This is a genomic window from Nesterenkonia flava, from assembly GCF_031432335.1.
GTDB classification, from domain to species: domain Bacteria; phylum Actinomycetota; class Actinomycetes; order Actinomycetales; family Micrococcaceae; genus Nesterenkonia; species Nesterenkonia flava.
Map to the genome: position 1 here is coordinate 1 of NZ_JAVKGT010000033.1, position 22874 is coordinate 22874.

21 protein-coding genes and 1 riboswitch are annotated in these 22874 nt (G+C 66.6%); of the genes, 13 read left to right on the plus strand and 8 right to left on the minus strand.

Annotated elements, in window-relative coordinates; genetic code table 11:
* Window positions 1-272: 272 nt before the first annotated feature.
* The gene (locus RH857_RS11175; RefSeq protein WP_310538055.1) at window positions 273-1337 is read right to left on the minus strand and encodes a PPK2 family polyphosphate kinase; all 1065 of its coding nucleotides are present in this window, start codon (window positions 1335-1337) and stop codon (window positions 273-275) included.
* Between the two features lie 127 nt (window positions 1338-1464).
* On the opposite strand from RH857_RS11175, the gene RH857_RS11180 reads away from it, so the two are divergent.
* The 4 genes from RH857_RS11180 to pheT all read left to right on the plus strand — a co-directional run bounded on the left by RH857_RS11180 (window position 1465) and on the right by pheT (window position 6626).
* A complete protein-coding gene (locus tag RH857_RS11180; protein WP_310538056.1) occupies window positions 1465-2292 on the plus strand; it encodes an undecaprenyl-diphosphate phosphatase in 828 nt (275 codons plus the stop codon).
* A 48-nt stretch (window positions 2293-2340) separates the two neighbouring features.
* Window positions 2341-2877, plus strand: a complete 537-nt coding sequence (locus RH857_RS11185) for a gamma carbonic anhydrase family protein (RefSeq protein WP_310538057.1) — start codon at window positions 2341-2343, stop codon at window positions 2875-2877.
* A 107-nt stretch (window positions 2878-2984) separates the two neighbouring features.
* Entirely contained in the window at window positions 2985-4058 is a 1074-nt protein-coding gene (gene pheS / locus RH857_RS11190) for a phenylalanine--tRNA ligase subunit alpha (RefSeq protein ID WP_310538058.1), read from the plus strand.
* A gap of 6 nt (window positions 4059-4064) precedes the next feature.
* Entirely contained in the window at window positions 4065-6626 is a 2562-nt protein-coding gene (pheT, locus tag RH857_RS11195) for a phenylalanine--tRNA ligase subunit beta (RefSeq protein WP_310538059.1), read from the plus strand.
* Window positions 6627-6800: 174 nt separating this feature from the next.
* Here pheT and RH857_RS11200 read toward each other — a convergent pair whose 3' ends face one another.
* Window positions 6801-7808: a quinone oxidoreductase family protein gene (locus tag RH857_RS11200; protein ID WP_310538060.1), complete on the minus strand. Its 1008-nt coding sequence runs from the start codon at window positions 7806-7808 to the stop codon at window positions 6801-6803.
* A gap of 154 nt (window positions 7809-7962) precedes the next feature.
* On the opposite strand from RH857_RS11200, the gene argC reads away from it, so the two are divergent.
* Genes argC through RH857_RS11225 form a run of 5 tightly spaced genes read left to right on the plus strand, consistent with a single transcriptional unit; the run spans window position 7963 to window position 12734 of the window.
* The gene (gene argC / locus RH857_RS11205) at window positions 7963-8994 is read left to right on the plus strand and encodes an N-acetyl-gamma-glutamyl-phosphate reductase (RefSeq protein ID WP_310538061.1); all 1032 of its coding nucleotides are present in this window, start codon (window positions 7963-7965) and stop codon (window positions 8992-8994) included.
* A complete protein-coding gene (argB, locus tag RH857_RS11210) occupies window positions 8991-9950 on the plus strand; it encodes an acetylglutamate kinase (protein ID WP_374761163.1) in 960 nt (319 codons plus the stop codon). The genes argC and argB overlap by 4 nt, the downstream gene beginning before the upstream one ends.
* Complete coding sequence (locus RH857_RS11215; RefSeq protein WP_310538062.1) at window positions 9947-11251, plus strand: acetylornithine transaminase; 1305 nt, start codon at window positions 9947-9949, stop codon at window positions 11249-11251. Before argB ends, RH857_RS11215 begins: the two co-directional genes overlap by 4 nt.
* The gene (gene argF, locus RH857_RS11220) at window positions 11248-12237 is read left to right on the plus strand and encodes an ornithine carbamoyltransferase (protein ID WP_310538063.1); all 990 of its coding nucleotides are present in this window, start codon (window positions 11248-11250) and stop codon (window positions 12235-12237) included. Before RH857_RS11215 ends, argF begins: the two co-directional genes overlap by 4 nt.
* A complete protein-coding gene (locus tag RH857_RS11225) occupies window positions 12234-12734 on the plus strand; it encodes an arginine repressor (RefSeq protein WP_310538064.1) in 501 nt (166 codons plus the stop codon). The genes argF and RH857_RS11225 overlap by 4 nt, the downstream gene beginning before the upstream one ends.
* Before the next feature lie 57 nt (window positions 12735-12791).
* Here the strand turns inward: RH857_RS11225 and tenA are convergent, their stop codons facing one another.
* The 3 genes from tenA to RH857_RS11240 form a co-directional block, all read right to left on the minus strand.
* Window positions 12792-13460 (minus strand): thiaminase II, encoded by a 669-nt coding sequence (gene tenA / locus RH857_RS11230; protein ID WP_310538065.1) that lies wholly within the window; start codon window positions 13458-13460, stop codon window positions 12792-12794.
* A complete protein-coding gene (locus RH857_RS11235) occupies window positions 13460-14110 on the minus strand; it encodes a TenA family protein (protein WP_310538066.1) in 651 nt (216 codons plus the stop codon). Before RH857_RS11235 ends, tenA begins: the two co-directional genes overlap by 1 nt.
* Window positions 14111-14203: 93 nt before the next feature.
* Window positions 14204-14330: riboswitch (TPP riboswitch) on the minus strand.
* A 22-nt stretch (window positions 14331-14352) separates the two neighbouring features.
* Entirely contained in the window at window positions 14353-15375 is a 1023-nt protein-coding gene (locus tag RH857_RS11240; protein WP_310538067.1) for an NAD(P)/FAD-dependent oxidoreductase, read from the minus strand.
* A gap of 77 nt (window positions 15376-15452) precedes the next feature.
* Here RH857_RS11240 and RH857_RS11245 point away from each other — a divergent pair, with 77 nt between their 5' ends.
* Window positions 15453-16004 (plus strand): helix-turn-helix domain-containing protein, encoded by a 552-nt coding sequence (locus RH857_RS11245; RefSeq protein WP_310538068.1) that lies wholly within the window; start codon window positions 15453-15455, stop codon window positions 16002-16004.
* A 38-nt stretch (window positions 16005-16042) separates the two neighbouring features.
* Here the strand turns inward: RH857_RS11245 and RH857_RS11250 are convergent, their stop codons facing one another.
* From RH857_RS11250 to RH857_RS11260, 3 genes are all read right to left on the minus strand, one after another.
* Window positions 16043-17068, minus strand: a complete 1026-nt coding sequence (locus RH857_RS11250) for a CNNM domain-containing protein (protein ID WP_310538069.1) — start codon at window positions 17066-17068, stop codon at window positions 16043-16045.
* Window positions 17065-18426, minus strand: coding sequence for a hemolysin family protein (locus tag RH857_RS11255; RefSeq protein WP_310538070.1), 1362 nt, complete (start codon window positions 18424-18426; stop codon window positions 17065-17067). Before RH857_RS11255 ends, RH857_RS11250 begins: the two co-directional genes overlap by 4 nt.
* A gap of 225 nt (window positions 18427-18651) precedes the next feature.
* Window positions 18652-19068, minus strand: coding sequence for an ankyrin repeat domain-containing protein (locus tag RH857_RS11260; RefSeq protein ID WP_310538071.1), 417 nt, complete (start codon window positions 19066-19068; stop codon window positions 18652-18654).
* A gap of 196 nt (window positions 19069-19264) precedes the next feature.
* On the opposite strand from RH857_RS11260, the gene RH857_RS11265 reads away from it, so the two are divergent.
* The 3 genes from RH857_RS11265 to RH857_RS11275 are packed head-to-tail and all read left to right on the plus strand — an operon-like array spanning window position 19265 to window position 22800.
* Window positions 19265-20503, plus strand: coding sequence for an argininosuccinate synthase (locus RH857_RS11265; protein ID WP_310538072.1), 1239 nt, complete (start codon window positions 19265-19267; stop codon window positions 20501-20503).
* Window positions 20500-21975: an argininosuccinate lyase gene (gene argH / locus RH857_RS11270; protein ID WP_310538073.1), complete on the plus strand. Its 1476-nt coding sequence runs from the start codon at window positions 20500-20502 to the stop codon at window positions 21973-21975. The genes RH857_RS11265 and argH overlap by 4 nt, the downstream gene beginning before the upstream one ends.
* The gene (locus tag RH857_RS11275; protein ID WP_310538074.1) at window positions 21976-22800 is read left to right on the plus strand and encodes a lytic transglycosylase domain-containing protein; all 825 of its coding nucleotides are present in this window, start codon (window positions 21976-21978) and stop codon (window positions 22798-22800) included.
* The last annotated feature ends 74 nt before the right edge of the window (window positions 22801-22874 follow it).

The following is a 22874-nucleotide window of genomic DNA, read 5'->3' on the forward strand; positions in this document are numbered from 1 at the left end:
CTTCTGAATCCCCTGGACACGCCCGGACCAGCAACACATTTATGGCCTATAACCCTGAATGGCTGTTAACGGGAGACGCGCGCAGAAGCAGTGAGGAGGGCTTCTGCGCGCGTCGCGCTTCCCATCGCGCACTTGCCATTAGAACACGTCTTCTACGTGTCTGCAAGCATTCACGGATGATTCGAAGACAAGTTCGAATGGGCTTTTCTGTGAGGAACCTGTCAGAACGGACGTTCGATGACGACCTGTCATCGGCGCACCCATCTGGGGTCCTATCCGCCAAGTGCGGCCTTCAGTCGCGCCCGTTTGCGGGAGATGTTGTAAGCGGCAGGAGGCCAGCGGAGACTGAGGTCATCAAGTGCCGCGATGAGCAGCTCCTGCACGGCCAGCCGGGAGTACCACTTCCGGTCGGCGCCGATCACGTGCCACGGAGCATGATCGGCGTCGGTGGCCTCCAGCAAGGCGGAGTACACGGTCTGGTAGGTCTGGAACTCTTCGCGGGCATCGACGTCTGAGGGGTCGAACTTCCAGTGCTTGTGCTCACGGTCCAACCTGTCCAGAAGGCGCTCCAGCTGCTCCTCCGGGGAGATGTGCAGCAGCACTTTGATCAGCACGAATCCTTTGCGGACCAGTTCGGCCTCGAAGATTCGCAGCGCTTCCACACGATCCCCCAGGGTCTCCTCAGCTTCGGTCCCCTGCACCGTGGGAACCAGCACGTCCTCATAGTAGGAGCGGTCAAAGACTCCGACATGGCCCGGAGCGGGTAAAGCGCGGATGATGCGTTGTAAGTAGTGTTCGCGTGCCTCGGTGCGAGTCGGCTTGCCGAAAGCTCTCACGTCGACGCCCAAGGGGTCCATGGCGGTCATCACGGATTTGACCATGCCGCCTTTGCCTGAGGCGTCCATGCCCTGCAGCACAAGGAGCACGCGGGGACCGCGCTCCAGGACGCGCAGCGCGTCCTCGACCTCGGGGGAGAACAGTTCCTTGCGGCGCATGTTCTCTCGCGGGTTGCGGCGGGGCGCCCGTGCGGCAATGGCCGAGCTCACCGCCCGGCGGTCGTCGTCTCCCGCGGCGCGGACATGGGCCCACAGCAACTCCTGCAGATCGCCCAACAGGCCTGCTCGAGCGTCCAGCGCCTTCTCTCCGTCATCCTTCTTGCCCGAGAATCCGATGCGACGACGGGTGGGCACGCCGCTCAGATTGAAGGGTGAACCGTACTGACTCAGGCGCCAGAGAGTACAGGTGTCACCATCAAAAGGGGTCTTCTTCGACGACGTCGGACCCGGTGCTCCCGTCAGGTCGACGTCGAGCCTTGCGTGATTCTCGTGCCTCGGCATGCGGAACTCCTGGGGGTGCCTAGCTGCTGTGTCGCGGTGGGCTTCAGTGTGATCTAGCCTAAACAGGCGCACCTGGAGGGGACCTGCATCCGCACTTTCGGGGCAGAAGTGCTCTAAGCTGCACGCTGTGCAGTGGATAGAAGCCATCATTCTCGGCCTGGTGCAGGGCCTGACAGAGTTCCTCCCCATCTCCTCCTCAGCGCACCTGCGCATCGTGGGAGAATTCCTTCCTGGAGCCCAGGATCCGGGGGCAGCGTTCACCGCCATCACCCAGCTGGGCACCGAGGCCGCTGTCCTGGTCTACTTCTGGCGCGACATCATCCGGATTCTCAAGGCGTGGTTCAGCGCAGTGGCCGGTCGCATCCCGCACAGCGATCCCGACGTGCGGATGGGGTGGATGATCATTGTGGGCACCATCCCCATTGTGGTGCTGGGCCTGCTGCTGGAGGACCTCATCGTCTCCGTCTTCCGCACATTGTGGCTGGTGGCAACGATGCTCATCGTCTTCGCCTTCCTGCTGGCAGTGGCCGACCACTACGGCAAGCAGAAGAAACCCTTGGAAGAGCTGACCGTCCGCGACGGCATCCTTTACGGATTCGCCCAGGCCATGGCCCTGATCCCCGGCGTCTCCCGCTCCGGCGGCACCATCACCGCAGGTCTGCTCATGGGATACACCCGCGAGGCCGCCGCACGCTATTCGTTCTTGCTCGCCATCCCTGCGGTCTTCGGCTCCGGCTTCTACAAGCTCTTCGGCGCCATCGGCGAGCAGTCTGGTCCCTACACCATGAGCCAGACGCTGCTGGCCACCGCCGTAGGGTTCGCCGTGGCCTACGTGATCATCGGCTGGTTCCTCTCCTACGTCTCCAAGTACTCCTACACGCTCTTCGTCAACTACCGGATCCTCCTGGGGCTGTTCGTCTACATCATGCTCGGATTCGGCATCATCAACGCCTGACCTCGTCCCCTCCGGCGCTGCCGGAGGAGGTGCAGTACCCTCGGTCACATGGCTCATGTGCTCACCGTCAACGGCAAAACACCGCAGATCCACGACGACGTCTTCCTTGCGCCCACCGCTGCCATCACCGGCGATGTGGTCATGAAACGGGCCTCGAGTGCGTTCTACGGGGTCTCCGTGCGCGGGGACTCTGACCAGATCGTGGTGGGGGAGGGCACCAACCTCCAGGACAACGTGGTGCTGCACACCGATGCCGGCGCACCCTGCGTCCTGGGAGACGGCGTCTCCGTCGGGCACGGCGCCGTCGTCCACGGGTGCACAGTGGGGGACCGCAGCCTCATCGGTATGTCTGCGACGGTGATGAGCCGCGCCGTCATCGGGGAGGAATCGCTGGTAGCGGCCGGCGCCGTCGTGCTGGAGGGAACTCAGGTGCCGCCGAGGTCTCTGGTCGCAGGGGTTCCGGCGAAGGTACGCCGGGAGCTCACCGCAGACGAGGTCGCCAGCATCCGGGCCAACGGGGAGCGGTACCTGAGGTATCAGCAGGCTCATCGGGGCGCCGTCGTCGTCCCCGATTCCCTCCGCTAAGAGGCGCCCCCGCGGCGGGTAAACTGGCGGGGTTGTCCGCTGACCACCGTGCTCCGGACTGGCGGTCCATGGCCGCAACGGAGAGCACAGCACAGTACGGGAGCAGAATGTCCACGCCCGAAAACACCGAGGAACCGGCAGTCGCCGTGCCTCATCCACTTGATGAGGCTGCGATCGACGCGTGCGTCACCGCCGCGCTCGCCGACTTCGACGCCGCCACCGACCTTGAACAGCTGAAGACCGCGCGACTGGCCCACACCGGGGAGAAGGCTCCCATTGTGCTGGCCAACCGGCAGATCAAGGACCTCGGCAAGAACGAGAAGAAGGAAGCGGGCAAGCTGCTGGGCTCGGCTCGTGGCCGCATCCAGAAGGCGCTGGCCGCGCGCACCGAAGTGCTGGAGGAAGAGCACGCGGCGCGAATTCTGATAGAAGAGACGGTGGACGTCACCGCCGCACCCCGTCGTCGTCCCCTGGGCGCCCGGCACCCGCTGAACGTCCTGCAGGAACGCGTCTGCGACGTCTTCACCGCCATGGGCTGGGAGATCGCCGAGGGGCCCGAGCTGGAGTCTGAGTGGTTCAACTTCGACGCGCTGAACTTTGATCCGGACCATCCGGCGCGCGAGATGCAGGACACCTTCTTCGTGGAGCCCAAGGACTCCCACCTGCTGCTGCGCACCCACACCTCACCCGTGCAGATCCGCGCTCTTCTGGACCGGGATCTGCCCACCTATGTGCTGTGCCCGGGCAAGACCTTCCGCACCGACGAGCTGGATGCCACCCACACGCCGGTCTTCCACCAGTTCGAAGGGGTGGCGGTGGACAAGGGGCTGACCATGGCCGACCTGAAGGGGACCCTGGAGCACTTCGCGCGCCAGATGTTCGGCCCCGAGGCCGCCATTCGCCTGCGCCCCAGCTATTTCCCCTTCACCGAGCCCTCCGCAGAGCTCGACGTCTGGCATGCCGACGCTAAGGGTGGCGCCCGATGGGTGGAATGGGGCGGCTGCGGCATGATGAACCCCAACGTGCTGCGCGCCGCCGGAGTGGATCCTGACGAGTACACCGGATTCGCCTTCGGCATGGGTGTGGAACGCACCCTGATGTTCCGCAACGGAGTCCTCGATATGCGAGACATGATCGAAGGCGACGTCCGCTTCAGCCAGCACTTCGGAATGGAGGTCTGAGGACCAATGCGCATCCCCCTGTCCTGGATCCGTGAGTACACCCAGTTCCCGGCCGACGCGACCGCCGAGGACCTGATGGCTGAACTGGTGAAGGTCGGCCTTGAGGAGGAAGAGGTCCACCGGCCCACCGATGAGCTCTCCGGCCCCATCGTGGTCGGTGAGGTCCTCGAGAAGACCCCCGAACCGCAGTCCAACGGCAAGACCATCAACTGGTGCAAGGTCCGCGTGGTCCCCGAGGGCCAGCGCCAGACGCTGATCGGCGAGGGCATCGACCCCGAGGGCGTGCAGGGCATCGTCTGCGGCGCGCATAACTTTGAGGTCGGCGACAAAGTCGTGGTCACCATGCCGGGCGCCGTGCTGCCCGGTGACTTCCGCATCTCCGCCCGCAAGACCTACGGTCACCTCTCCGCCGGCATGATCGCCTCCGTGAAGGAGCTGGGCATCGGGGAGGACCACAACGGCATCCTGGTGCTCTCCACCCTCGGGCTGGACCCCGAGCCTGGCACCGACGCGATGGAACTGCTCGGCCTTTACGACACGGCCGCAGAGATCAACGTGACTCCCGACCGCGGCTATGCCTTCAGCATCCGCGGCGTGGCCCGGGAGTACTCCCACGCCACCGGAACTCCCTTCACCGACCCCGCCTCCCGGGTGACGGTGCCCGAGAACGGGCAGGCGGGACACGAGGTCGTCCTCGCCGATGAGGCCCCCATCTACGGGACCCCCGGGTGTGATGCGTTCGTCGCCCGAAAGGTCAGCGGCATCAACCCTGACGCGCCCACCCCACCGTGGATGGCCTCCCGGCTGCGTCTGGCGGGAATGCGCCCCATCAGCCTGCCCGTGGACATCTCCAACTATGTGATGTGGGAGCTGGGCCAGCCCCTGCACTTCTACGACGCCGACACCCTGCAGGGCGCCATTCGCGTCCGCCGCGCCGCAGCCGGGGAGAAGCTCACCACGCTGGACGAGAAGGAGCGTGCGCTTCACGCGGAGGATCTGGTGATCGCCGATGACCGCGGCGCGATCGGACTCGCCGGCGTCATGGGCGGGGCCGCCACCGAGGTGAGCTCCGGCACCAGCACAGTGCTGATCGAAGCTGCGCACTTCGATCCCATCTCCATCAGCCGCACCAAGCGTCGCCACAAGCTGCCCTCGGAGGCGTCCAAGCGCAACGAGCGCGGAGTGGACCCGCTGCTGCCCGCGGTCGCCGCGCAGCGTGCCGTCGACCTGCTCGTGGAGCTGGCCGGAGGCACCGACACTGGAGAGATCACCCACGTGGGTGAGCCCGCCCTCCCTGCGCCCATCGCACTGGACCCCTCCCTTGCAGAGCGCATCACCGGGGTGCCCTATACGCCGGAGCAGCTGCGCGAGACCCTCACCGCCGTGGGCGCACGCGTCGAGGAGACCCACGAGAAGTCCTGGACGGTCACCCCGCCCAGCTGGCGTCCGGACCTGACCATCCCCGAGGCGCTGGTGGAGGAGATCGCACGCCTGATCGGCTACGACCAGATCCCTTCGCGCCTTCCGGTGGCCCCTGCTGGTCGTGGGCTCACCCGCGCCCAGCAGCGACGTCGACAGATCTATTCGGGCCTGGCAGCCGCCGGGTTCACGGAGGTGCTGAGCTACCCCTTCTACTCGGAGGAGGCCAACACCCTCTTCGGTCGCGCCGAGGCCTCGGAGTCGCCGATGCCCATGGTGCGACTGGCCAATCCCATCGCCAGCCAGTACCCCACGCTGCGCACCACCATCCTGCCGGGACTCCTGGAGGCCGTGCGGCGCAACGTTTCCCGCGGGTTCGGAGACCTGGCGCTGTTCGAGGCCGGCTCAGTGTTCCTCCCCGGTGAGGCGCTCGGCTCACCGGAGATCCCCGGTCTGGGCGCGTACCCGGGAGACGAGGCCATCCAGCGCATCAATGCGGGCATCCCGCAGCAGCCGCTGCACGTGGCGGCGGCGCTGACCGGCACGGAGACTTCCGAGGAGGTGGGCCAGACCGGCAGGCAGCGTGATTGGGCGGACGCCGTGGAGGCAGCCCGCAAGGTCGCCGAGCTGCTGGCTCTTCCGCTGGGCCGGGGCGGGCTGGAGATCAGCCAGGGGCGTCACCAGGCCTTCCATCCGGGACGCACCGCGCAGCTGCGCTTCGCCGGGGCGGTGGTCGGCTACGCCGGTGAGCTGCACCCCAAGGTCATCGAGGCCTGGGACCTGCCGGCTCGCACCGCCGTCATGGAGCTGGACCTCTCCGTCCTGATCGAGGCGGCGCCTGAGCAGGTGGCTGCCGAGGCCATCAGCACCTTCCCGCCCACCACTCAGGACGTGGCCCTCATCGTGGGCGCAGACCTGCCGGCTGGAGAGCTGCAGGCCACCCTGGTGGAGGGCGCCGGGGACCTGCTGGAGAATATCGAGCTCTTCGACGTCTACTCCGGCGAGGGTATTGAGCAGGGCAAGAAGTCCCTGGCCTTCGCCCTGCGCTTCCGGGCCCAGGACCGTACGCTCACCGCGGAGGAGGCCAGCCAGGCCCGCGGCGCGGCGGTGGCCCTGGCCGCGGAGCGGCACGGGGCAGTGCAGCGCTAAACAGCAGTCCGCACGCGGAACCAGAGCATCCATGAGAACGGTCCCCGGTGAAGCACCGGGGACCGTTCGTCTCTGAGGAGAGGCGCTGCTGGCCGTACGAGTCCGGAACGGGGCGCAGCCGCCCCGTAGGAGTCATTCCCAGGCGGCAGGCCCCGCCCGCCGGCGTCGAGTCTCCTACGGGATGAGGATGAGCTTGCCCGTGGTACGCCGGGACTCAAGATCGCCGTGGGCACGGCCGGCGTCAGCCAGCGGGTAGCTGCCTCCGATGCTCAGCTTCAGCTCTCTGGCGCTCATCAGGGCGAATAGCTCGGTGAAGCGCCAGCTGCGCTCCTCAGCATTGCGCAGGTACCAGTGCAGTGCCGGGCGCGTGACGTAGAGGCCGCCGCGGCGGTTGAGCTCCTGCAGATCAAGGGGCGGCACCGGTCCGGACGCGCCACCGAAGAGCACCAGGGTTCCGCGCACGGCAAGCGCATCCAGCGAGCCAGTGAATGTATCGCGCCCGACGCCGTCGTAGACCACCGGCACTCCGTCACCGTTGGTGATCTCCCGGACCTTCTCGGCAAAGTTGTCATAGCTGAGCACATGGTCGGCTCCGGCCGCCTGAGCGATCTCAGCCTTCTCCGCGCTCGAGGTGGTCGTGATGACGCGAGCGCCCTTGGCTTTGAGCAGTTGAGTCAGGATCTGGCCCACGCCCCCGGCGCCGGCATGGGTCAGTACGGTCTCGCCGGGGGAAACCCGGTAGGTGGAGTTGACCAGATAGTGGGCTGTGGCTCCCTGCAGCGGCAGTGCAGCCGCCTGCTCATCGGTGATCTCATCCGGGACCGGCACGGCCTTTGCCGCGTCCACCAGGAAGTGTGAGGCATAGGTACCCGTAGCGGCCTCGGTGGTCGTGATCCGCTGGCCGATGTGGAAGGCCTCCACATCCTCACCCAGGGCAAGTACGGTACCGGTGCCTTCACTGCCCGGGACGAACGGATATTCCACCGAGTACACACCGCTGCGCTGATAGGTCTCGATGAAGTTCACCCCGGCGGCCCGCGTCTGGACCAGAAGCTGCCCGGGGCCGGGCTCGGGCAGGGGCACCTCGGCGGTCTCGAAGACCTCGCTGCCCCCGGCCTGACGGGCACGGACCACCGTGGCTTTCTCGGGAAGATCCTCAGGAAACACAGTCGGCTCACTCATAGCCCCGAGGTTACCCGAGCACCCGGCGCGGAGACTATGAGCCCGGAGACACCTCAGGAGTGCATAAATATTGATGTGCCTGCATAAAATCGCGTAGTCTGTGGTGCGAGCCGCATCGGCTCCCTCACACAGACGAGTCGGGAAGTGAGCATACGTGTCGTATTCAGCAGCTGTCTCTGGAGCTTCAGGCTACGCCGGAGGTGAGGTTCTGCGCCTGCTGGCGAACCACCCCGAGGTCCATATCCGCACCGTGACCGCCCATTCGAACGCCGGTCAGCGTCTGGGTGAGCTGCAGCCGCATCTGCACACCCTGGCGGACCAAGTCCTGGTGGAGACGACTCCGGAGAACCTGGCCGGGCACGACGTCGTCTTCCTCGCTCTCCCGCACGGCGCCTCCGCAGAGATCGCCGCCCAGTTGGGAGAGGACACTGTGGTCATCGATGCCGCGGCAGACCACAGGCTGGAGAATCCCGCAGACTGGGAGAAGTTCTACGGCTCTGCGCACCAGGGCACTTGGCCCTACGGTCTGCCGGAGCTGCCCGGCCAGCGCGCAAAGCTCGCCGGTGCCAGGCGCATCGCAGTCCCCGGCTGCTATCCCACCACGGTGCTGCTGGGCCTGGCACCCGCCTTCGCCTCCGGCCAGGTGCTGCCCGACGACGTCGTCATCGTTGCCGCAACAGGCACCTCGGGAGCCGGCAAGTCTCTGAAGCCGCACCTCCTGGGCTCAGAGGTCATGGGCGGCATGAGTCCCTACGGCGTCGGCGGTGGACACCGTCACACCCCCGAGATCGAACAGGGACTCACCTGGGCTGCCGGAGAGCCCGTACAGGTCTCCTTCACTCCCACCCTGGCGCCCATGTCCCGCGGCATTCTCGCCACATCGACTGCAAAGATCGCACCTGGCACCACCGTCGACAGTCTGCGGGAGGCCTACGCCGCCCACTACGACGCCGAGCCCTTCGTTCACCTGCTGCCCGAGGGTCAGTGGCCCGCCACCAAGCAGGTGGTGGGCTCCAACCACGTGACTATCCAAGTCGCGGTGGACGAGCACGCTGGCCGCGCCGTCGTCGTCTCTGCCAGCGACAACCTCACCAAGGGCACTGCCGGCGGGGCCGTGCAATCCATGAATCTCGCCCTCGGTCTTCCAGAGACCGCGGGCCTGAACTTGCTGGGAGTTGCCCCGTGACCACCTCATCCCTGACCCCTCGCGACGCCGGCACCCTGGTCAGCGCCGCGGAGAAAGCGGCCGTGCTCATCGAGGCCCTGCCCTGGATCCAGAAGTTCGCAGGGGAGACCATCGTCATCAAGTACGGCGGCAACGCCATGATCAGCGATGAGCTGCGCCGGGCCTTCGCCGAAGACGTCGTGTTCCTGCGGCACGTCGGCGTCAATCCCGTGGTGGTCCACGGCGGTGGCCCGCAGATCAACCACATGCTCGAAGCTGTGGGTGTGCAGTCGGAGTTCGTCGGTGGCTACCGCGTCACCACCCCGGAGACCTTGGACGTGGTGCGCATGGTGCTGACCGGACAGGTCGGCCGTCAGCTCATCGGACTCATCAATTCTCACGGCCCCTATGCCGTCGGGCTCTCCGGCGAGGATGCCGCCCTGCTGCGCGCGGCACGCAAGCGAGCCGTCGTCGACGGTGAGGAGGTGGACTTGGGACTCGTCGGTGAAGTCACCGGCGTGAACCCCGCCGCAGTCCAGGACCTCCTGGCCGCCGGCCGCATCCCGGTGATCTCCACGATCGCCCCGGAGTTCGACGACCACGGCAATCCCACCGGCGAGGTGCTCAACGTCAACGCTGACACGGCAGCGGGGGCGGTCGCCGCAGCCCTCGGGGCGGCCAAGCTGGTCATGCTCACCGACGTCGAGGGGCTCTACGCCAACTGGCCGGACAAGTCCTCGCTGATCTCCTCGCTCTCCGCCGGTGACCTGCGCCGCATGCTGCCGGATCTGGTGGCCGGCATGATCCCCAAGATGAGCGCTGCGCTCTCGGCGGTGGAGGCCGGCGTGCCCCGAGCGCACATTGTCGATGGGCGCAGCCCGCATTCGATGCTGCTGGAGATCGTCACCACTGACGGCGTGGGCACTCAGATCATTCCCGACCACGAGGTCGCCCCTGTGAAGGAGGGCTCCGCATGACCGACTATCCCGATGTTCTGCACCGCGCGGCCCCCGGGTCTGCCCAGAACTGGCAGCAGCGCTACGAGAGCTCGCTCATGGGCGTCTTCGGCACGCCAGCTGACCTGCTGGTCAGCGGCCGCGGCTGCTGGGTGACCGACTCGCAGGGTCGCGAGCTGCTGGATATGCTCGGCGGTATCGCCGTCAACGCTCTCGGCCACGCCCATCCCGCGCTGACGGCAGGACTCACCGAGCAGCTGCAGCGGATGGGCCACATCTCCAACCTGTTCACCTCGGTTCCGCAGATGCGACTGGCTGAGATGCTTCTCGCTGCGGCCCAGGCACCCGAGGGTTCCTCGGTGTTCTTCGCCAACTCCGGGTCGGAGGCCAACGAGGCGGCGCTCAAAGCTGTGCTGCGCCACCGCCGAAGCACCGGAAAAACCCGGATCCTCGCGCTCGAGGGCGGGTTCCACGGCCGGACCTCCGGTGCACTGTCGCTGACGCATAAACCGGCATTCCGCGAACCCTTCGGAGACCTCATCCCCGGGGTTGAGTTCCTGCCGGTTAACGACGGGGAAGCGCTGGAGAGGGCCTTCGTCGCCGACGACGTCGCCGGCCTCTTCCTCGAACCCATCCAGGGTGAGGCCGGCGTGAAACCCTTGCAGCGGGACTACTTGCTGGCGGCGCGCGAGCTGACCCGGGGCAGTGGTGCGCTTCTGGTCCTCGACGAAGTCCAGACTGGGATCGGGCGCACCGGCGAGTGGTTCCGGTTCCAGGGCGTGCAGCGCGGCGTGACCGGAGCTAGCGGCGGGAGTGCAGACGGTGAGGCTGCGGACCTCACACCCGATCTGATGACCCTGGCGAAAGGCCTGGGTTCGGGTTTCCCGATCGGAGCACTGGTGGCCTTCGGCGCCCAGCACAGCGCTCTGCTCGGTGCGGGCCAGCACGGCTCCACCTTCGGCGGCAACCCGCTGGCGGCCGTGGCCGGTCAGATCACGCTGGAGACCATCGAGAAGGAGGGGCTGCTGCCGCACGTCCATCAGGTGGGGAGCCGGATCGCAGAGGGTCTGCGCAGCATGGACGCGGTCAGCGACGTTCGCCAGTACGGCCTGCACATCGGCATCGACCTTGACCCGGAAGCCTTCTCCTCCCAGACACCGGCCAAGGCCGTGGTGGTCCAGGCCCGGGAGCACCACGGCCTGATCCTCAACGCCACCGGAGACCACACGCTGCGCCTGGCGCCCCCGCTGATCCTCACGGCGGAGGAAGCCGACCTCTTCCTCAACCGCTTCCAGAACTCGTGTAAGGACCTTGCCTCATGACCACGCGCCACTTCCTCACCGACCTCGACCTGGAGCCTGATGAGCTGGTCCAGGTGCTGAACCTGGCCGACTACATGAAAGCCTCCCCGTATGAGATCACGGCACTGGCGGGCCCCCAGACGGCCGCGGTGATCTTCGACAAGACCTCCACCCGCACACGCTTCTCTTTCGCCAGCGGCATCGCACACCTGGGCGGTCAGCCCATCATCGTCAATCCCGGCGAGGCGCAGCTGGGTCATAAGGAGTCCATTGCGGACACCGCGCGTGTCCTGGAGAGGCAGGTGGCGCTGATCATCTGGCGCACCTACGCCCAAGCGGGGCTCGAGGAGATGGCGGAGTACTCCCGGGTGCCCGTCATCAACGCCCTCAGCGACGACTACCACCCCTGCCAGCTCCTTGCCGACTTGCAGGCGGTCCGCGAGCAGCTCGGCTCTTTGGAGGGCAGGACGCTGGCCTACCTGGGAGATGCAGCCAACAACATGGCCAACTCCTATCTGCTGGCGGGCGTCAATGCGGGCATGAACGTCAGGATCGCCGGTCCCGAGGGCTACCTGCCCTCCGAGAGGATCGTCGCAGCGGCACAGGCACGCGCCCAGCGGACCGGCGCGCAGATCACCATCACCACCAGCCCGGAGGAGGCCGTCGCCGGTGCCGACGTCGTGGCCACCGACACCTGGGTGTCTATGGGGCAGGAGGAGGAGAAGGAGCAGCGGCTCCGGCTCTTCGGCGACTACCAGGTCAACGCCGGCCTGATGGAGCATGCGGCGGAGGGTGCCGTCGTCCTGCACTGCCTGCCCGCCTACCGCGGCGCGGAGATCACCTCAGAGGTGCTGGACGGCCCGCAGTCGGTGATCTGGGATGAGGCGGAGAACCGGCTCCACGCTCAGAAGGCCGTCATGGCATGGCTCCTGGTGCAGTCGGGGCGAGCTGACGAGGCAACGGCAGAGCTGGTCCGGCGCGGCGTCCGAGGACAGCCCGCGGCATGACACCGACCACCAAGACGGCCCGCCACGCCAAGATCCGAGAGCTGGTCTCGCGGTCCTCCATCCGCTCCCAGGCTGAGCTGGCCCAGCGGCTCGCGGATGAGGGCGTGAAAGTCACCCAGGGGACTTTGTCCCGGGACCTGGTGGAGATCGGCGCGGCACGTGTGCGCACAGGGGAGGGTTCCCTCATCTACGCGGTGCCCTCCGAGGGACCGGAGCGGGAGCTCACGGCAGACCAGACTGAGGCGACGACGACGGCACGGCTGGCATCCCTGTGCAAGGATTTGCTCGTCTCCGCCGAAGCGAGCGCGAACCTCGTGATCCTCCGCACCCCGCCCGGGGCGGCGCAGTTCCTGGCCAGCGCGATCGACCATGCAGGTCTGAAGGCCGTCATCGGCACCATCGCCGGGGACGACACCATTATGATCGTCACCGCCGAGCCGGGCGGGGGAGAGGCCGTGGCCGAGCGTTTCCGCGGCTTCGCCGAAGGCCGCACCTGAGGCAGCATGCGCGCAGCGGCCCCCTCGAAGGAGAGAGCGCGCCGCGCGCACCGGTGCTCAGTCAGCAGCGCCCAGATCCAGTCCCATCTGCCAGAACTGCCCCTCGAGCCGCGTCGCGGTGGCAAAGTGCTGGGCCAGCTCCTCGAAACGGGCCTCGGTGAAGCTCCTCCGGGCCAGCTCCTCAATATGGGCAACCGCAGCCTGGGCGGTCTGGAGGTAGCCGGCCCCCGAGTACTCGCTGATCCACTCGCCGTAGGGATGCTTGGGGTTCTGCTCCAACGCGGGCTTGAGCCGTCGACCGATCTCTGCGTATCCCACCACACAGGGGGAGAGCGCGACATGCAGATCGAGCAGGTCCCCGGAGCTGCCGGCGTCGAGCACATAGCGGGTGTAGGCCACCGTGGTCTCGTGCTCCGGTGCAGCGTCCAGCGCCTGGCGGCTGATGCCCCAGCCCTCGCACAGCCGCACATGCAGCTCGGTCTCGGCCACGATCGCCGCCAGGCCGTCCTGGGCGGCGCGGATATCGGCCATGGTCCGGCTCTTGTAGGCGGCCAGAGCATAGGCGCGGGCGAACTGGATCAGGAATAGGTAGTCCTGGATGAGATATTGCCGGAATGCCTCTTCGGGAAGGCTTCCGTCCTCCATCTGCTGGATAAAGCGGTGATCGGTAAAACCGGCCCACTCCTGCGCGGCGGCGTCCTTCAGGCGGTCAAACAGCGTGCCCATCACTGATCTCCTCCGGCATAGACGGCCTCGAAGAACTCGAGCTCCAAGGCGGTGGCGCGGCCAAAGAAGTCCCGGGCGACGGCGTCGTCCTCCGGTCCCAGCCGGTCCAGTTCGGAGCGCAGAAAGCCTACGAACTCCACGAACTCTGGGTTGTCGTGCAGGGTGATCCACTCGGCGTGCACAAAGTTGGTCGGAAGCTCGCCCTCCAGGGTGCGGGCCCACTCGTAGTAGAGCCATTCGGCCACGGTGAGCACCGCCAGAACGGCCACGTAGTTTCGTGTGGCTGCGGCCTCGCGCATGATGGCCTGGAAGCCGGCGGTGGGCTCGGTGTCGGGAACACCCGCGCGCTGGTCCTCGCTCACCCCCAGGGCCTCGAAGGCGCGCAGGAAGTAGGTGTTCTCCTCACTGGAGATCATTCCCGCAAAGCGGCCGAAGCGCAGACGAGCCTCAAACGTGTCTGCCGTGGCGATGGCCGATCCCAGCAGGGTGAGGAACGAATCCAGGAACCGGTGGTCCTGGACCAGGTAGGCCGCCATAGTGTGATCGCTGACGGTCCCGGACAGTAGCTCCCGGACAAAGCGATGGCCGACCGCGTTGTCCCACGCGGGCTGGTTCTCAGCGCGCAGCTGATCGGTGAAGCGTTGACTCATATGCTCTCCTGACTGGCTCGATGTCCGGCTCACGCGTCGAAGGAGAGATGCGATGACGTCGACCCGTCCGTGGCTGCTCGCCCGGTGCGGGTGTGGGTGAAGACGTCCCGTCCCTTCGCCGGCATGACCCGGATCAGGTTCAAAGGGTTGCCGCGCCGCCTGCGCAGTGCAGGCCTGCGGCGTCTCAGTCCCTTTCGGCGGGACGCCCCTCGGTCGTCTCTCACGCTAGCATGTGAGCTGCCTCATGCGCTGGGGGAGTGGGCGCCTGCCACCGCCGCGTCGAAGTCCTCCTCCACCATGGCGGCGTTGGCAGCCGCACCGGCGAAGTTCCCGGAGCTGATGGACAGCGGCACATTGGCCCCGGGATTGGCGACGTTGCCTGCCGCCCAGACCTGGGAGTGGCTCGTGCGGAACATGGGATCCACGGCGAGGAAGCTGCCCATGGGCGTCTCGCTGCGCTCCAGGTTCAGACCATTGAGGTAAGAGTCGTTGGGCGTCATGGTGGCCACGGCGAAGATCGCATCCAGTTCCACGGCGCGGCCATCGGCCAGCAGAACATCGGAGATGGATGATCCCGCACCCCGCACCTCGGTGACCGGGGTCGGCTCCACCTGGACGCCGCGTGCGGCGAGGCGATGGAGCACCTCCTCGTCGAGTTCCCCGGCGTTCGCGCTGAAGAAGGTCAGGTCATCGCTCCACTGGCGCAGCAGCTGTCCCACATGCGCGGACATGGGGCCGTTGGAGAGGACGCCGAGGCGCTGGCCCCTGACCTCCCATCCGTGGCAGTAGGGGCAGTGCAGGACGCTGGTGCCCCAGCGTTCCGCCAGGCCGGGGATCTCCGGCAGCCGATCCGTGAGGCCGGTAGCGGCGATGACGGTGCGCGCAAAGACCGCCCTGTCGTCCTCGAGTGTGATCCGCATACTGCGCAAGTTCTCCGAGGTCGCCTCGGCTACCTCAGTCACGCGTGCTGAGACGAACTTGGCGCCATACATGGCTGCCTCGCGCTGCCCTCTGCTGATGAGCTGGGCAGGGTCAAGTCCTTCGTGACCAAGGACGCCGTGCATATGAGCGGCGAAGCGGTTTCGGGGCAGCCCGCTGTCCACCACAAGCACGGTGCGGCGGGCGCGGCCGAGCGTCAGGGCGGCACTGAGTCCGGCGGCGCTGCCGCCGATGACGATGGTGTCCCACAGCTGCTGCTCGGGCATAGCCTCCTGAGGCAGAGGCGCGTGGGACGGCGGGGTGGGTGCTGTGCTGGAAAGGCTCATGTGATCCATAGTGGACGTGTATTGCTGATGTGTCATGCCGCTTTGCCATATCAGCAAAAGTCGGCGACCATGGACACATGAAGGAACTTGCGAATCTCGGGCTGCGGCTTCGCGCTGCCCGGACCGGCCGAGGATGGACCCTGGAGAGCCTGGCTCATAAGGCAGGGATCTCGGCGAGCACTCTCTCGCGACTTGAGGCCGGCAAGCGCCAAGCCAACCTGGAGCTTCTCCTGCCGCTGACTAAGGCCCTGGGGATCGGAGTGGATGAGCTGCTGACCCCGGTGGTGGAGGATCCGCGGGTGGACAGGGAAGCATGGGAGCGTGACGACGCGACCTTCCAGCCGCTCTCCCCAGAGTCTTCACACGTGCAGACTTACAAGATCACCTTCACCCCGCGTCCGGCCTACGAGGGCCCCCTGGGGACCCACGGCGGGCACGAATGGCTCTACGTGCTCTCGGGCCGGCTGCGGTTGCAGCTGGATGACCGGGAGATCATTCTGCACCGGGGAGAAGCGGCAGAGTTCGACACCTGGACACCGCACGCGATGTCCGCCGTAGGACCTGAGAATGCCGAGATCATCAGCATCTTCAATGAGGCCGGGGTGAAGTTCCACACCGCCGTGCAATGACGGGTGCTTCCCCCGGCCTCACTGACAGGGTCCAGGTATCAGACCCACTGTTCTTCCATGTTGGGCCACACGCGGTGGAGGATATCGTTCCACGTCAGAACGCCGGCAAAGGCGTGACCCGCGCGTACGACGGCCAGCTGTTCGCCGGCGGCGCGCATCTGCTGGAACGCCTCGTACACGGATGCCTCTGCAGAGACCACCAGGGCCGGGCGTGCCAGCTGCCGGGCGGCGGAGTCCTCCGGCACGCTCAAGGTGTCCCGTACGTGCACGATCAGCGGGGCGGCCGCCAGCGGCGTCAGCAGCACACGCAGCTCACCGCTGCGGTGGGCGGCGCGCTGAACCTCTCGTGCGGTGGCCGTCGCCGGCACGGTGGGCGCCTGGGCTCCCTGACGTTCGGCGAGGACGTCGCCGACGGTCAGGGACTCCAGCTCGATGATGCTGGAGATCTGCGTGCCCGAGGCCTGGTCGAGGACTCCGGCCCGGGTGGAGTGCTCCACCAGATGACGGATGGTCTCGGAGTCGTAGCCGCCCGCAGCGGCGCGGTCCACCGGCTCCACGCCGGTAGCGGCCACCAGTCGGTTGGCGATGCTGTTGATCCACTTCAGCAGCGGGCGGAAGATCCGGATGAACACTCGCGAAGGCACGGCCACCACGCGGGCGGAGAGCTCCGGGTGGGCAATGGCCCAGGACTTCGGGGCCATCTCACCCACCACCAGGTGCAGGAAGGTCATCAGCAGCAGTGCCAGACCGAAGGCCAGCGCATCGGCGGCCCAGGCAGGCAGGTTCAATGCGGCCAGAACTGGTGTCAGGGCGTAGTGCACTGCGGGCTTGCTCACCGCACCCAGTGCGAACGTGCAGGCTGTGATGCCCAGCTGAGCGCCTGCCAGCATGATGGTCAGCTCGTTGAGACTGCGTAGCGCGGCCCGCGAGGTCCGGCTCGTCTCTGCCGACTCCTCCAGGCGGTGACGGCGGGCTGCCAGCAGGGAGAACTCGATGATCACGAAGAACGCCGAAAGGACAATGATGCCCGCGGTGGCCAGCAGCGGAATCAACCATTCGCTCACTTGTCCTCCCCTTCCTTCTCGTGGAGTACCACACGCACCGATTCGGGTACGTGGCGGTCCACACTCGTCACGGTGATCTCAAGCCAGCGCTGCGGAACGGTCTCCTCGGCGTAGTCCGAGGGGTCAGCAGGAAGCTCAACCCGGACCGTCTGGCCCTCCTCCAGCAGGGCGCCCTGCTGGGCGATGAGCAGACCTGAGAGCGTCTCGTAGTCACCCTCGGGGATGCTGTGGCCGATGACCCGCTCCACCTCGTCCAGGTGGAGGTCTCCGTCCACCTGCCACTGGGCGTCGCCGTGGGCTTCGATGCCAGCGGGCTCTTCGGTGTCGTGCTCGTCGGTGATCTCACCGAGGACCTCTTCCGCGAGGTCCTCCATGGTGACCACGCCGGTGAACCCTCCGTACTCGTCGATGACACAGGCCATCTGCGCCGATTCGGCCCGGAGCAGCCGAACGGCTTCGGGTAGCGGCATCAGAGTGGGAACGATCACGGGTTTGCGCATCAGCTCAGTGACGGCGGCGTCGTCGTCGAGTTCGGTGCCCAGGAGATCGATCAGGTGCACGATGCCGATGGGCTCGTCCTCCTCGTCGACCACCGGGTACCGGGTGTGCTCCTGAGCCATCATGGCGCGTACCTCGCCCAGGGTGGTGCGGGGATGTACGTAGCCGGTCCGGGAACGGGGGACCATGGCGTGCTCCACGTCGTGGTCGGGGAAGTCCAGCACGCGGTCCAGTGCCAGAAACAGCTCATCAGGCAGATCGCCGCTGTCGTGGGAGCTTGTCACGATGTGCTCCAGATCCTTCACGGTGGCGCTGGACTCCACGTCGTGCACGGGTTCGATGCGCAGGATGCGCAGCAGCCCGTTCGCAGCTTTGTCGAAGATCGTGATGAGCCATCCGAAGACGCTCAGATAGATCTTGGTGGAGCGGGCCAGGCCGAGTGCCAGTGGCACGGGGTTGGCGATCGCGTAGTTCTTCGGGAACAGCTCACCGAAGATCATCTGGACCACGGTGGAGACCGTCAGCGCCAGCACGGTTCCCACCGTGATGCTCAGCGCTGCGGGAACCCCCGCGCGGCCCAGGAGGCTGCCCAGGCCCTCACCCACCAGGGGTTCGGCCACGTAGCCCACGAGAAGACCCGTGACAGTAATGCCCAGCTGTGCGCCGGAGAGCATGAAGGATGTGCGTCGAGTGACGTCGAGTGCGCGCTGTGCGGCTTGATCGCCGCCCTCAGCCATGGCGCGGAGTCGGTTGCGGTCCACCGACATGTAGGCGAACTCCTGGGCCACGAAGTAGCCGTTCGCCGCAATGATGACAAGTATGAGAAGACAGCCGAGAAGCAGAAGCAAAGCAGTGATCACTTGCGGGTCACTGCTCCTGCGGGGTGAAGGTCGCTGATCAGCGACGGATTAGACAGGGTCACAGCGTATGCGGAGCAACATCGTCGACGTCGCAGAACCGCACGGCGTATGGCGTTCACCAGGGTGAGGCACCTCTTCGCAGTTAGTGGGTATGGTGAGCACAGATTCTAGGGTCTGGCGCAGGGTCTGTCTATGGTTTGATCACGACTCGCCGGGGGGAGGGGCTCAGGAGCGGGCCTGGAGCAGTTCCCGCATGGAATCCAGTCCGAACATCTCCACGACGGCGAACGCGTTCTGTCCGCCGAGGTGCGGGTCTGCTCCGGCGTCCAGCAGCAGGCGCGCAATCTCTTCATTCTGGCGGAAGACGGCGCAGGAGACGGCCGTCTGCCCGCGGTCGTTGAGGCGATCCACGTCGGCATCGCGCTCCAGCAGGCCGCGCACCATGTCTGCGTGATCGTTGTAGGCGGCGAGGATGAGCAGCGAGTCGCCTTTGGCGTTGGTGAGGTTGACCGGAATCCCCTGATCGATGAACTCAAGGAGCTCCTCGGTTCTGCCGGCGCGCGCCAGGTCGAACATCGAGTTGAGGAACTCGATCTGCTCATCGGTCAGCTCCGGAGCCCCGTCCTGGGTTGCATCAGCCATGAGCCCACTGTATCGGCGTGCCCCGCGCTGCGCCATGAGAACCACGCGCGTCCCCGGCAGGGGACTTTCACTCGATAGGCTGAGGGGCAGGGCCGACGCTTCGCTGATAAGTATGCATAGCTTTGAATATTTATGTAGACTTGGGACGATCCGAACCGCGCTACACCTCACGCGCCGACCTTCTAGGAGCCACCTCGTGACTGACCGTATTGTTCTCGCCTACTCGGGCGGCCTCGACACCTCTGTTGCCATCGGCTGGATCGCTGAGGCCACCGGTGCCGAAGTGATTGCCGTTGCCGTCGACGTCGGACAGGGCGGCGAGTCCCTGGAGACTGTGCGCCAGCGCGCCCTGGACTGCGGCGCGGTGGAGGCCTACGTCGCCGACGCCCGCGATGAGTTCGCCGAGCAGTACTGCATGCCCACGCTGAAGGCCAACGGTCTCTACATGGACGCCTACCCGCTGGTCTCCGCGATCTCCCGCCCCGTGATCTCTAAGCACCTGGTGGCAGCGGCGCAGCAGTTCGGAGCCACCACTGTGGCCCACGGCTGCACCGGCAAGGGCAATGATCAGGTCCGCTTCGAAGTCTCCATCCAGACGCTGGGCCCGGAGCTGAAGTGCATCGCGCCCGTCCGCGACCTGGCGCTGACCCGCGACAAGGCCATCGAATACGCCGAAAAGCACAACCTGCCGATCGAGACCACCAAGAAGAACCCCTTCTCGATCGACCAGAACGTCTGGGGCCGCGCGGTGGAGACCGGGTTCCTGGAGGACATCTGGAACGGTCCCACTAAGGATGTCTACGACTACACCGAGGATCCGGCGTTCCCGCCTTCGCCCGACGTCGTCACCATCACCTTTGATCAGGGCGTGCCCGTGGCCCTGGACGGTGAGACGCTGACCCCGCTGCAGGTCATCGAGCACCTGAACCGCCGCGCGGGCGCCCAGGGCGTTGGGCGGATCGACATCGTCGAGGATCGTCTGGTGGGCATCAAGTCCCGCGAGATCTACGAGGCTCCGGGAGCCATGGCTCTGATGGCTGCACACCGTGAGCTGGAGAACATCACCCTGGAGCGTGAGCAGGCCCGGTTTAAGAAGACCGTGGATCAGCGCTGGACCGAGCTGGTCTACGACGGCCAGTGGTTCTCCCCGCTGAAGAAGAATCTGGACGTCTTCATCGACGAGACGCAGAAGTACGTCTCCGGCGAGATTCGCCTGGAGTTGCACGGCGGTCGCGCCACCGTGCAGGGCCGTCGTTCCGAGACCAGCCTGTATGACTTCAACCTGGCCACCTATGACACCGGCGACACCTTCGACCAGTCCAGCGCACGGGGATTCATTGACATCTACGGGCTCTCGGCCAAGACCGCCTCTCAGCGCGAGGAGCGCCTCTACGGCAAGCCCGATCTCTCCGGCGCCGGTGTGGAGACCACATGAGCACGGAACCCCTGCCGGGACGCAGCTCCGGTACGAATGAAGGTGCCCTCTGGGGTGGGCGCTTTGCCTCCGGACCCGCCGACGCCCTGGCGCGCCTGAGCAAGTCGACCCATTTCGACTTCCGGCTGGCGCGTTATGACATCGCCGGATCCCGGGCCCATGCCCGTGTTCTGCACCGTACCGGTCTGCTCACGGAGGCGGAGCTGGAGGGAATGCTCTCTGCGCTGAATCGTCTGGAGGAGGATGTGCTCTCGGGCGCGTTCGCCCCGGCCCACAGCGATGAGGATGTGCACGGCGCCCTGGAGCGCGGGCTCCTGGAGCGGGCGGGCCAGGAGCTGGGCGGAAAACTGCGCGCCGGCCGTTCCCGCAACGACCAGATTGCCACCATGGGGCGGATGTTCCTGCGCGACCATGCTCGCGTCATCGCCGCCGGCGTGCTGGAGACGATCGATGCGCTGGTGGCCCAGGCCCAGGCGCATCCTGAGGCGCCCATGCCCGGACGCACCCATCTTCAGCACGCCCAGCCTGTGCTGCTGAGTCATCACCTGCTGGCCCACGCCTGGGCTTTCACCCGGGATCTGCAGCGACTGACGGACTGGGACAAGCGTGCCGCCGTCTCGCCCTACGGCTCCGGCGCGCTGGCCGGCTCATCCCTGGGCCTGGACCCGCAGCGGGTGGCCGAGGAGTTGGGCTTCACCGAGGCCGCGTGGAACTCCATCGATGGCACCGCCGCCCGCGACGTCTACGCCGAGTTCGCCTGGGTCTCCGCCATGATCGGCGTGGATCTGTCCAGGATCAGCGAAGAGGTCATCTTCTGGGCCACCAAGGAGGCCGGGTTCGTCACTCTCGACGACGCCTTCTCCACCGGCTCCTCGATCATGCCCCAGAAGAAGAACCCCGACGTCGCCGAACTGGCCCGCGGCAAGTCCGGCCGTCTCATCGGCGACCTCACCGGGCTCATGGCTACGCTCAAGGGCCTGCCCCTGGCGTACAACCGCGACCTGCAAGAGGACAAGGAGCCGCTCTTCGACGCCGTGGACACGCTGGAGTTGCTGCTGCCCGCGGTCTCGGGCATGATCGGCACCCTCGTCTTCCACACCGAGAAGATGGCCGAACTGGCTCCACGCGGGTTCGCACTGGCCACGGACATCGCTGAGTGGCTGGTGCGTCAGGGCGTGCCCTTCCGCGTTGCCCATGAGCTGGCGGGCGAGGCCGTGCGCGTGGCCGAGGCCCGTGACGTCGAGCTCTGGGACCTCACCGACGAGGAGTTCGCCGGTATCTCCGAACACCTCACCCCGGCGGTGCGGGAGGTGCTGACGACCTTCGGGTCGTTGAACTCCAGGTCCTCCCGGGGTGGCACCGCGCCTTCGGCCGTGGCCGAGCAGCTCCAGGAGCTTGACCGGCAGCTGGAGCCCCTGCGAGCGTTCGCCGGCACTGCCGGAAGCAACGTCGGACCGGACAGCGTCGCCTAGGTGGAATCCCGTCTTCCGGGAACGGCCGTCGCGACTGCGGCGGCCGTTCTTCTCTTCTCTACCCTGCTGACCGGGTGCTCTGACGATGAGGCCCCGGTTCCAGCTGCCGAAAGCTATCCGGAGGTCCCCGAGCAGCTGCATCCACCACGGGCTGGGCAGTTCGCCGACCCCACCGGGGTGCCGGCGGGAGAGCCTATCGATGCCGTGCCGATCGATCAGCTGCCCGACCCTGACTGGATCCAGGATGCCTCCGAAGCTACGGGCATCCCGGAACGGGCACTTGCGGCCTATGCGGGTGCTGCGTTGCGGGCCCATCAGCTGCATCCTGGCTGCGGGATCGGCTGGAATACCTTGGCCGGGATTGGTCAGGTCGAGTCTCACCACGGCACCTATGGCGGTGCAGAAGTTGACGACGACGGGCGGGTGGATCCGCCCATCGTCGGCGTCGCGCTCGACGGCAGTCCGGGACTCATGGAGATTCCGGATACGGACGGCGGCGAGCTTGACGGCGACGACGAGTTTGACCGTGCCGTGGGACCCATGCAGTTCATTCCCACCACCTGGCGCACTTACGCTCTCGACGGCAGCCGCAGCGGCCAGGCCGATCCCCACCAGTATGATGACGCCGCGCTGACGGCCGCCTCCTATCTCTGTCAGCGCGGCGGCGAGCTCACCACCCCGGAGGGCTTCACGGACGCTGTCCTGGCCTATAACCAGTCCACGGAGTATCTGGCCCAGGTCGCTGGTGCTGCGCATCTCTACGCCTCGGCCTTCGAGCAGGAAACGGACGAACCTGCCACTGCTGAGGGCTTCGGCGCTCCCTGAGGACGGCCGCAGGCCGGCTACGGACCTGCGGAGCTCGCCTGACTGCCGCCGCCGAGAACCAGCACGGCGTCGTC

Bases quoted from the DNA above. Each gene is read 5' to 3' on its own strand.
- RH857_RS11200 (WP_310538060.1), bottom strand. From the start codon at position 7,808: ATGAGTGAGCCGACTGTGTTTCCTGAGGATCTTCCCGAGAAAGCCACG.
- argH (WP_310538073.1), top strand. From the start codon at position 20,500: ATGAGCACGGAACCCCTGCCGGGACGCAGCTCCGGTACGAATGAAGGT.
- pheS (WP_310538058.1), top strand. From the start codon at position 2,985: ATGTCCACGCCCGAAAACACCGAGGAACCGGCAGTCGCCGTGCCTCAT.
- RH857_RS11175 (WP_310538055.1), bottom strand. From the start codon at position 1,337: ATGCCGAGGCACGAGAATCACGCAAGGCTCGACGTCGACCTGACGGGA.
- argF (WP_310538063.1), top strand. From the start codon at position 11,248: ATGACCACGCGCCACTTCCTCACCGACCTCGACCTGGAGCCTGATGAG.
- RH857_RS11185 (WP_310538057.1), top strand. From the start codon at position 2,341: ATGGCTCATGTGCTCACCGTCAACGGCAAAACACCGCAGATCCACGAC.
- RH857_RS11235 (WP_310538066.1), bottom strand. From the start codon at position 14,110: ATGAGTCAACGCTTCACCGATCAGCTGCGCGCTGAGAACCAGCCCGCG.
- pheT (WP_310538059.1), top strand. From the start codon at position 4,065: ATGCGCATCCCCCTGTCCTGGATCCGTGAGTACACCCAGTTCCCGGCC.
- RH857_RS11225 (WP_310538064.1), top strand. From the start codon at position 12,234: ATGACACCGACCACCAAGACGGCCCGCCACGCCAAGATCCGAGAGCTG.
- RH857_RS11260 (WP_310538071.1), bottom strand. From the start codon at position 19,068: ATGGCTGATGCAACCCAGGACGGGGCTCCGGAGCTGACCGATGAGCAG.
- RH857_RS11215 (WP_310538062.1), top strand. From the start codon at position 9,947: ATGACCGACTATCCCGATGTTCTGCACCGCGCGGCCCCCGGGTCTGCC.
- tenA (WP_310538065.1), bottom strand. From the start codon at position 13,460: ATGGGCACGCTGTTTGACCGCCTGAAGGACGCCGCCGCGCAGGAGTGG.
- RH857_RS11240 (WP_310538067.1), bottom strand. From the start codon at position 15,375: ATGAGCCTTTCCAGCACAGCACCCACCCCGCCGTCCCACGCGCCTCTG.
- RH857_RS11245 (WP_310538068.1), top strand. From the start codon at position 15,453: ATGAAGGAACTTGCGAATCTCGGGCTGCGGCTTCGCGCTGCCCGGACC.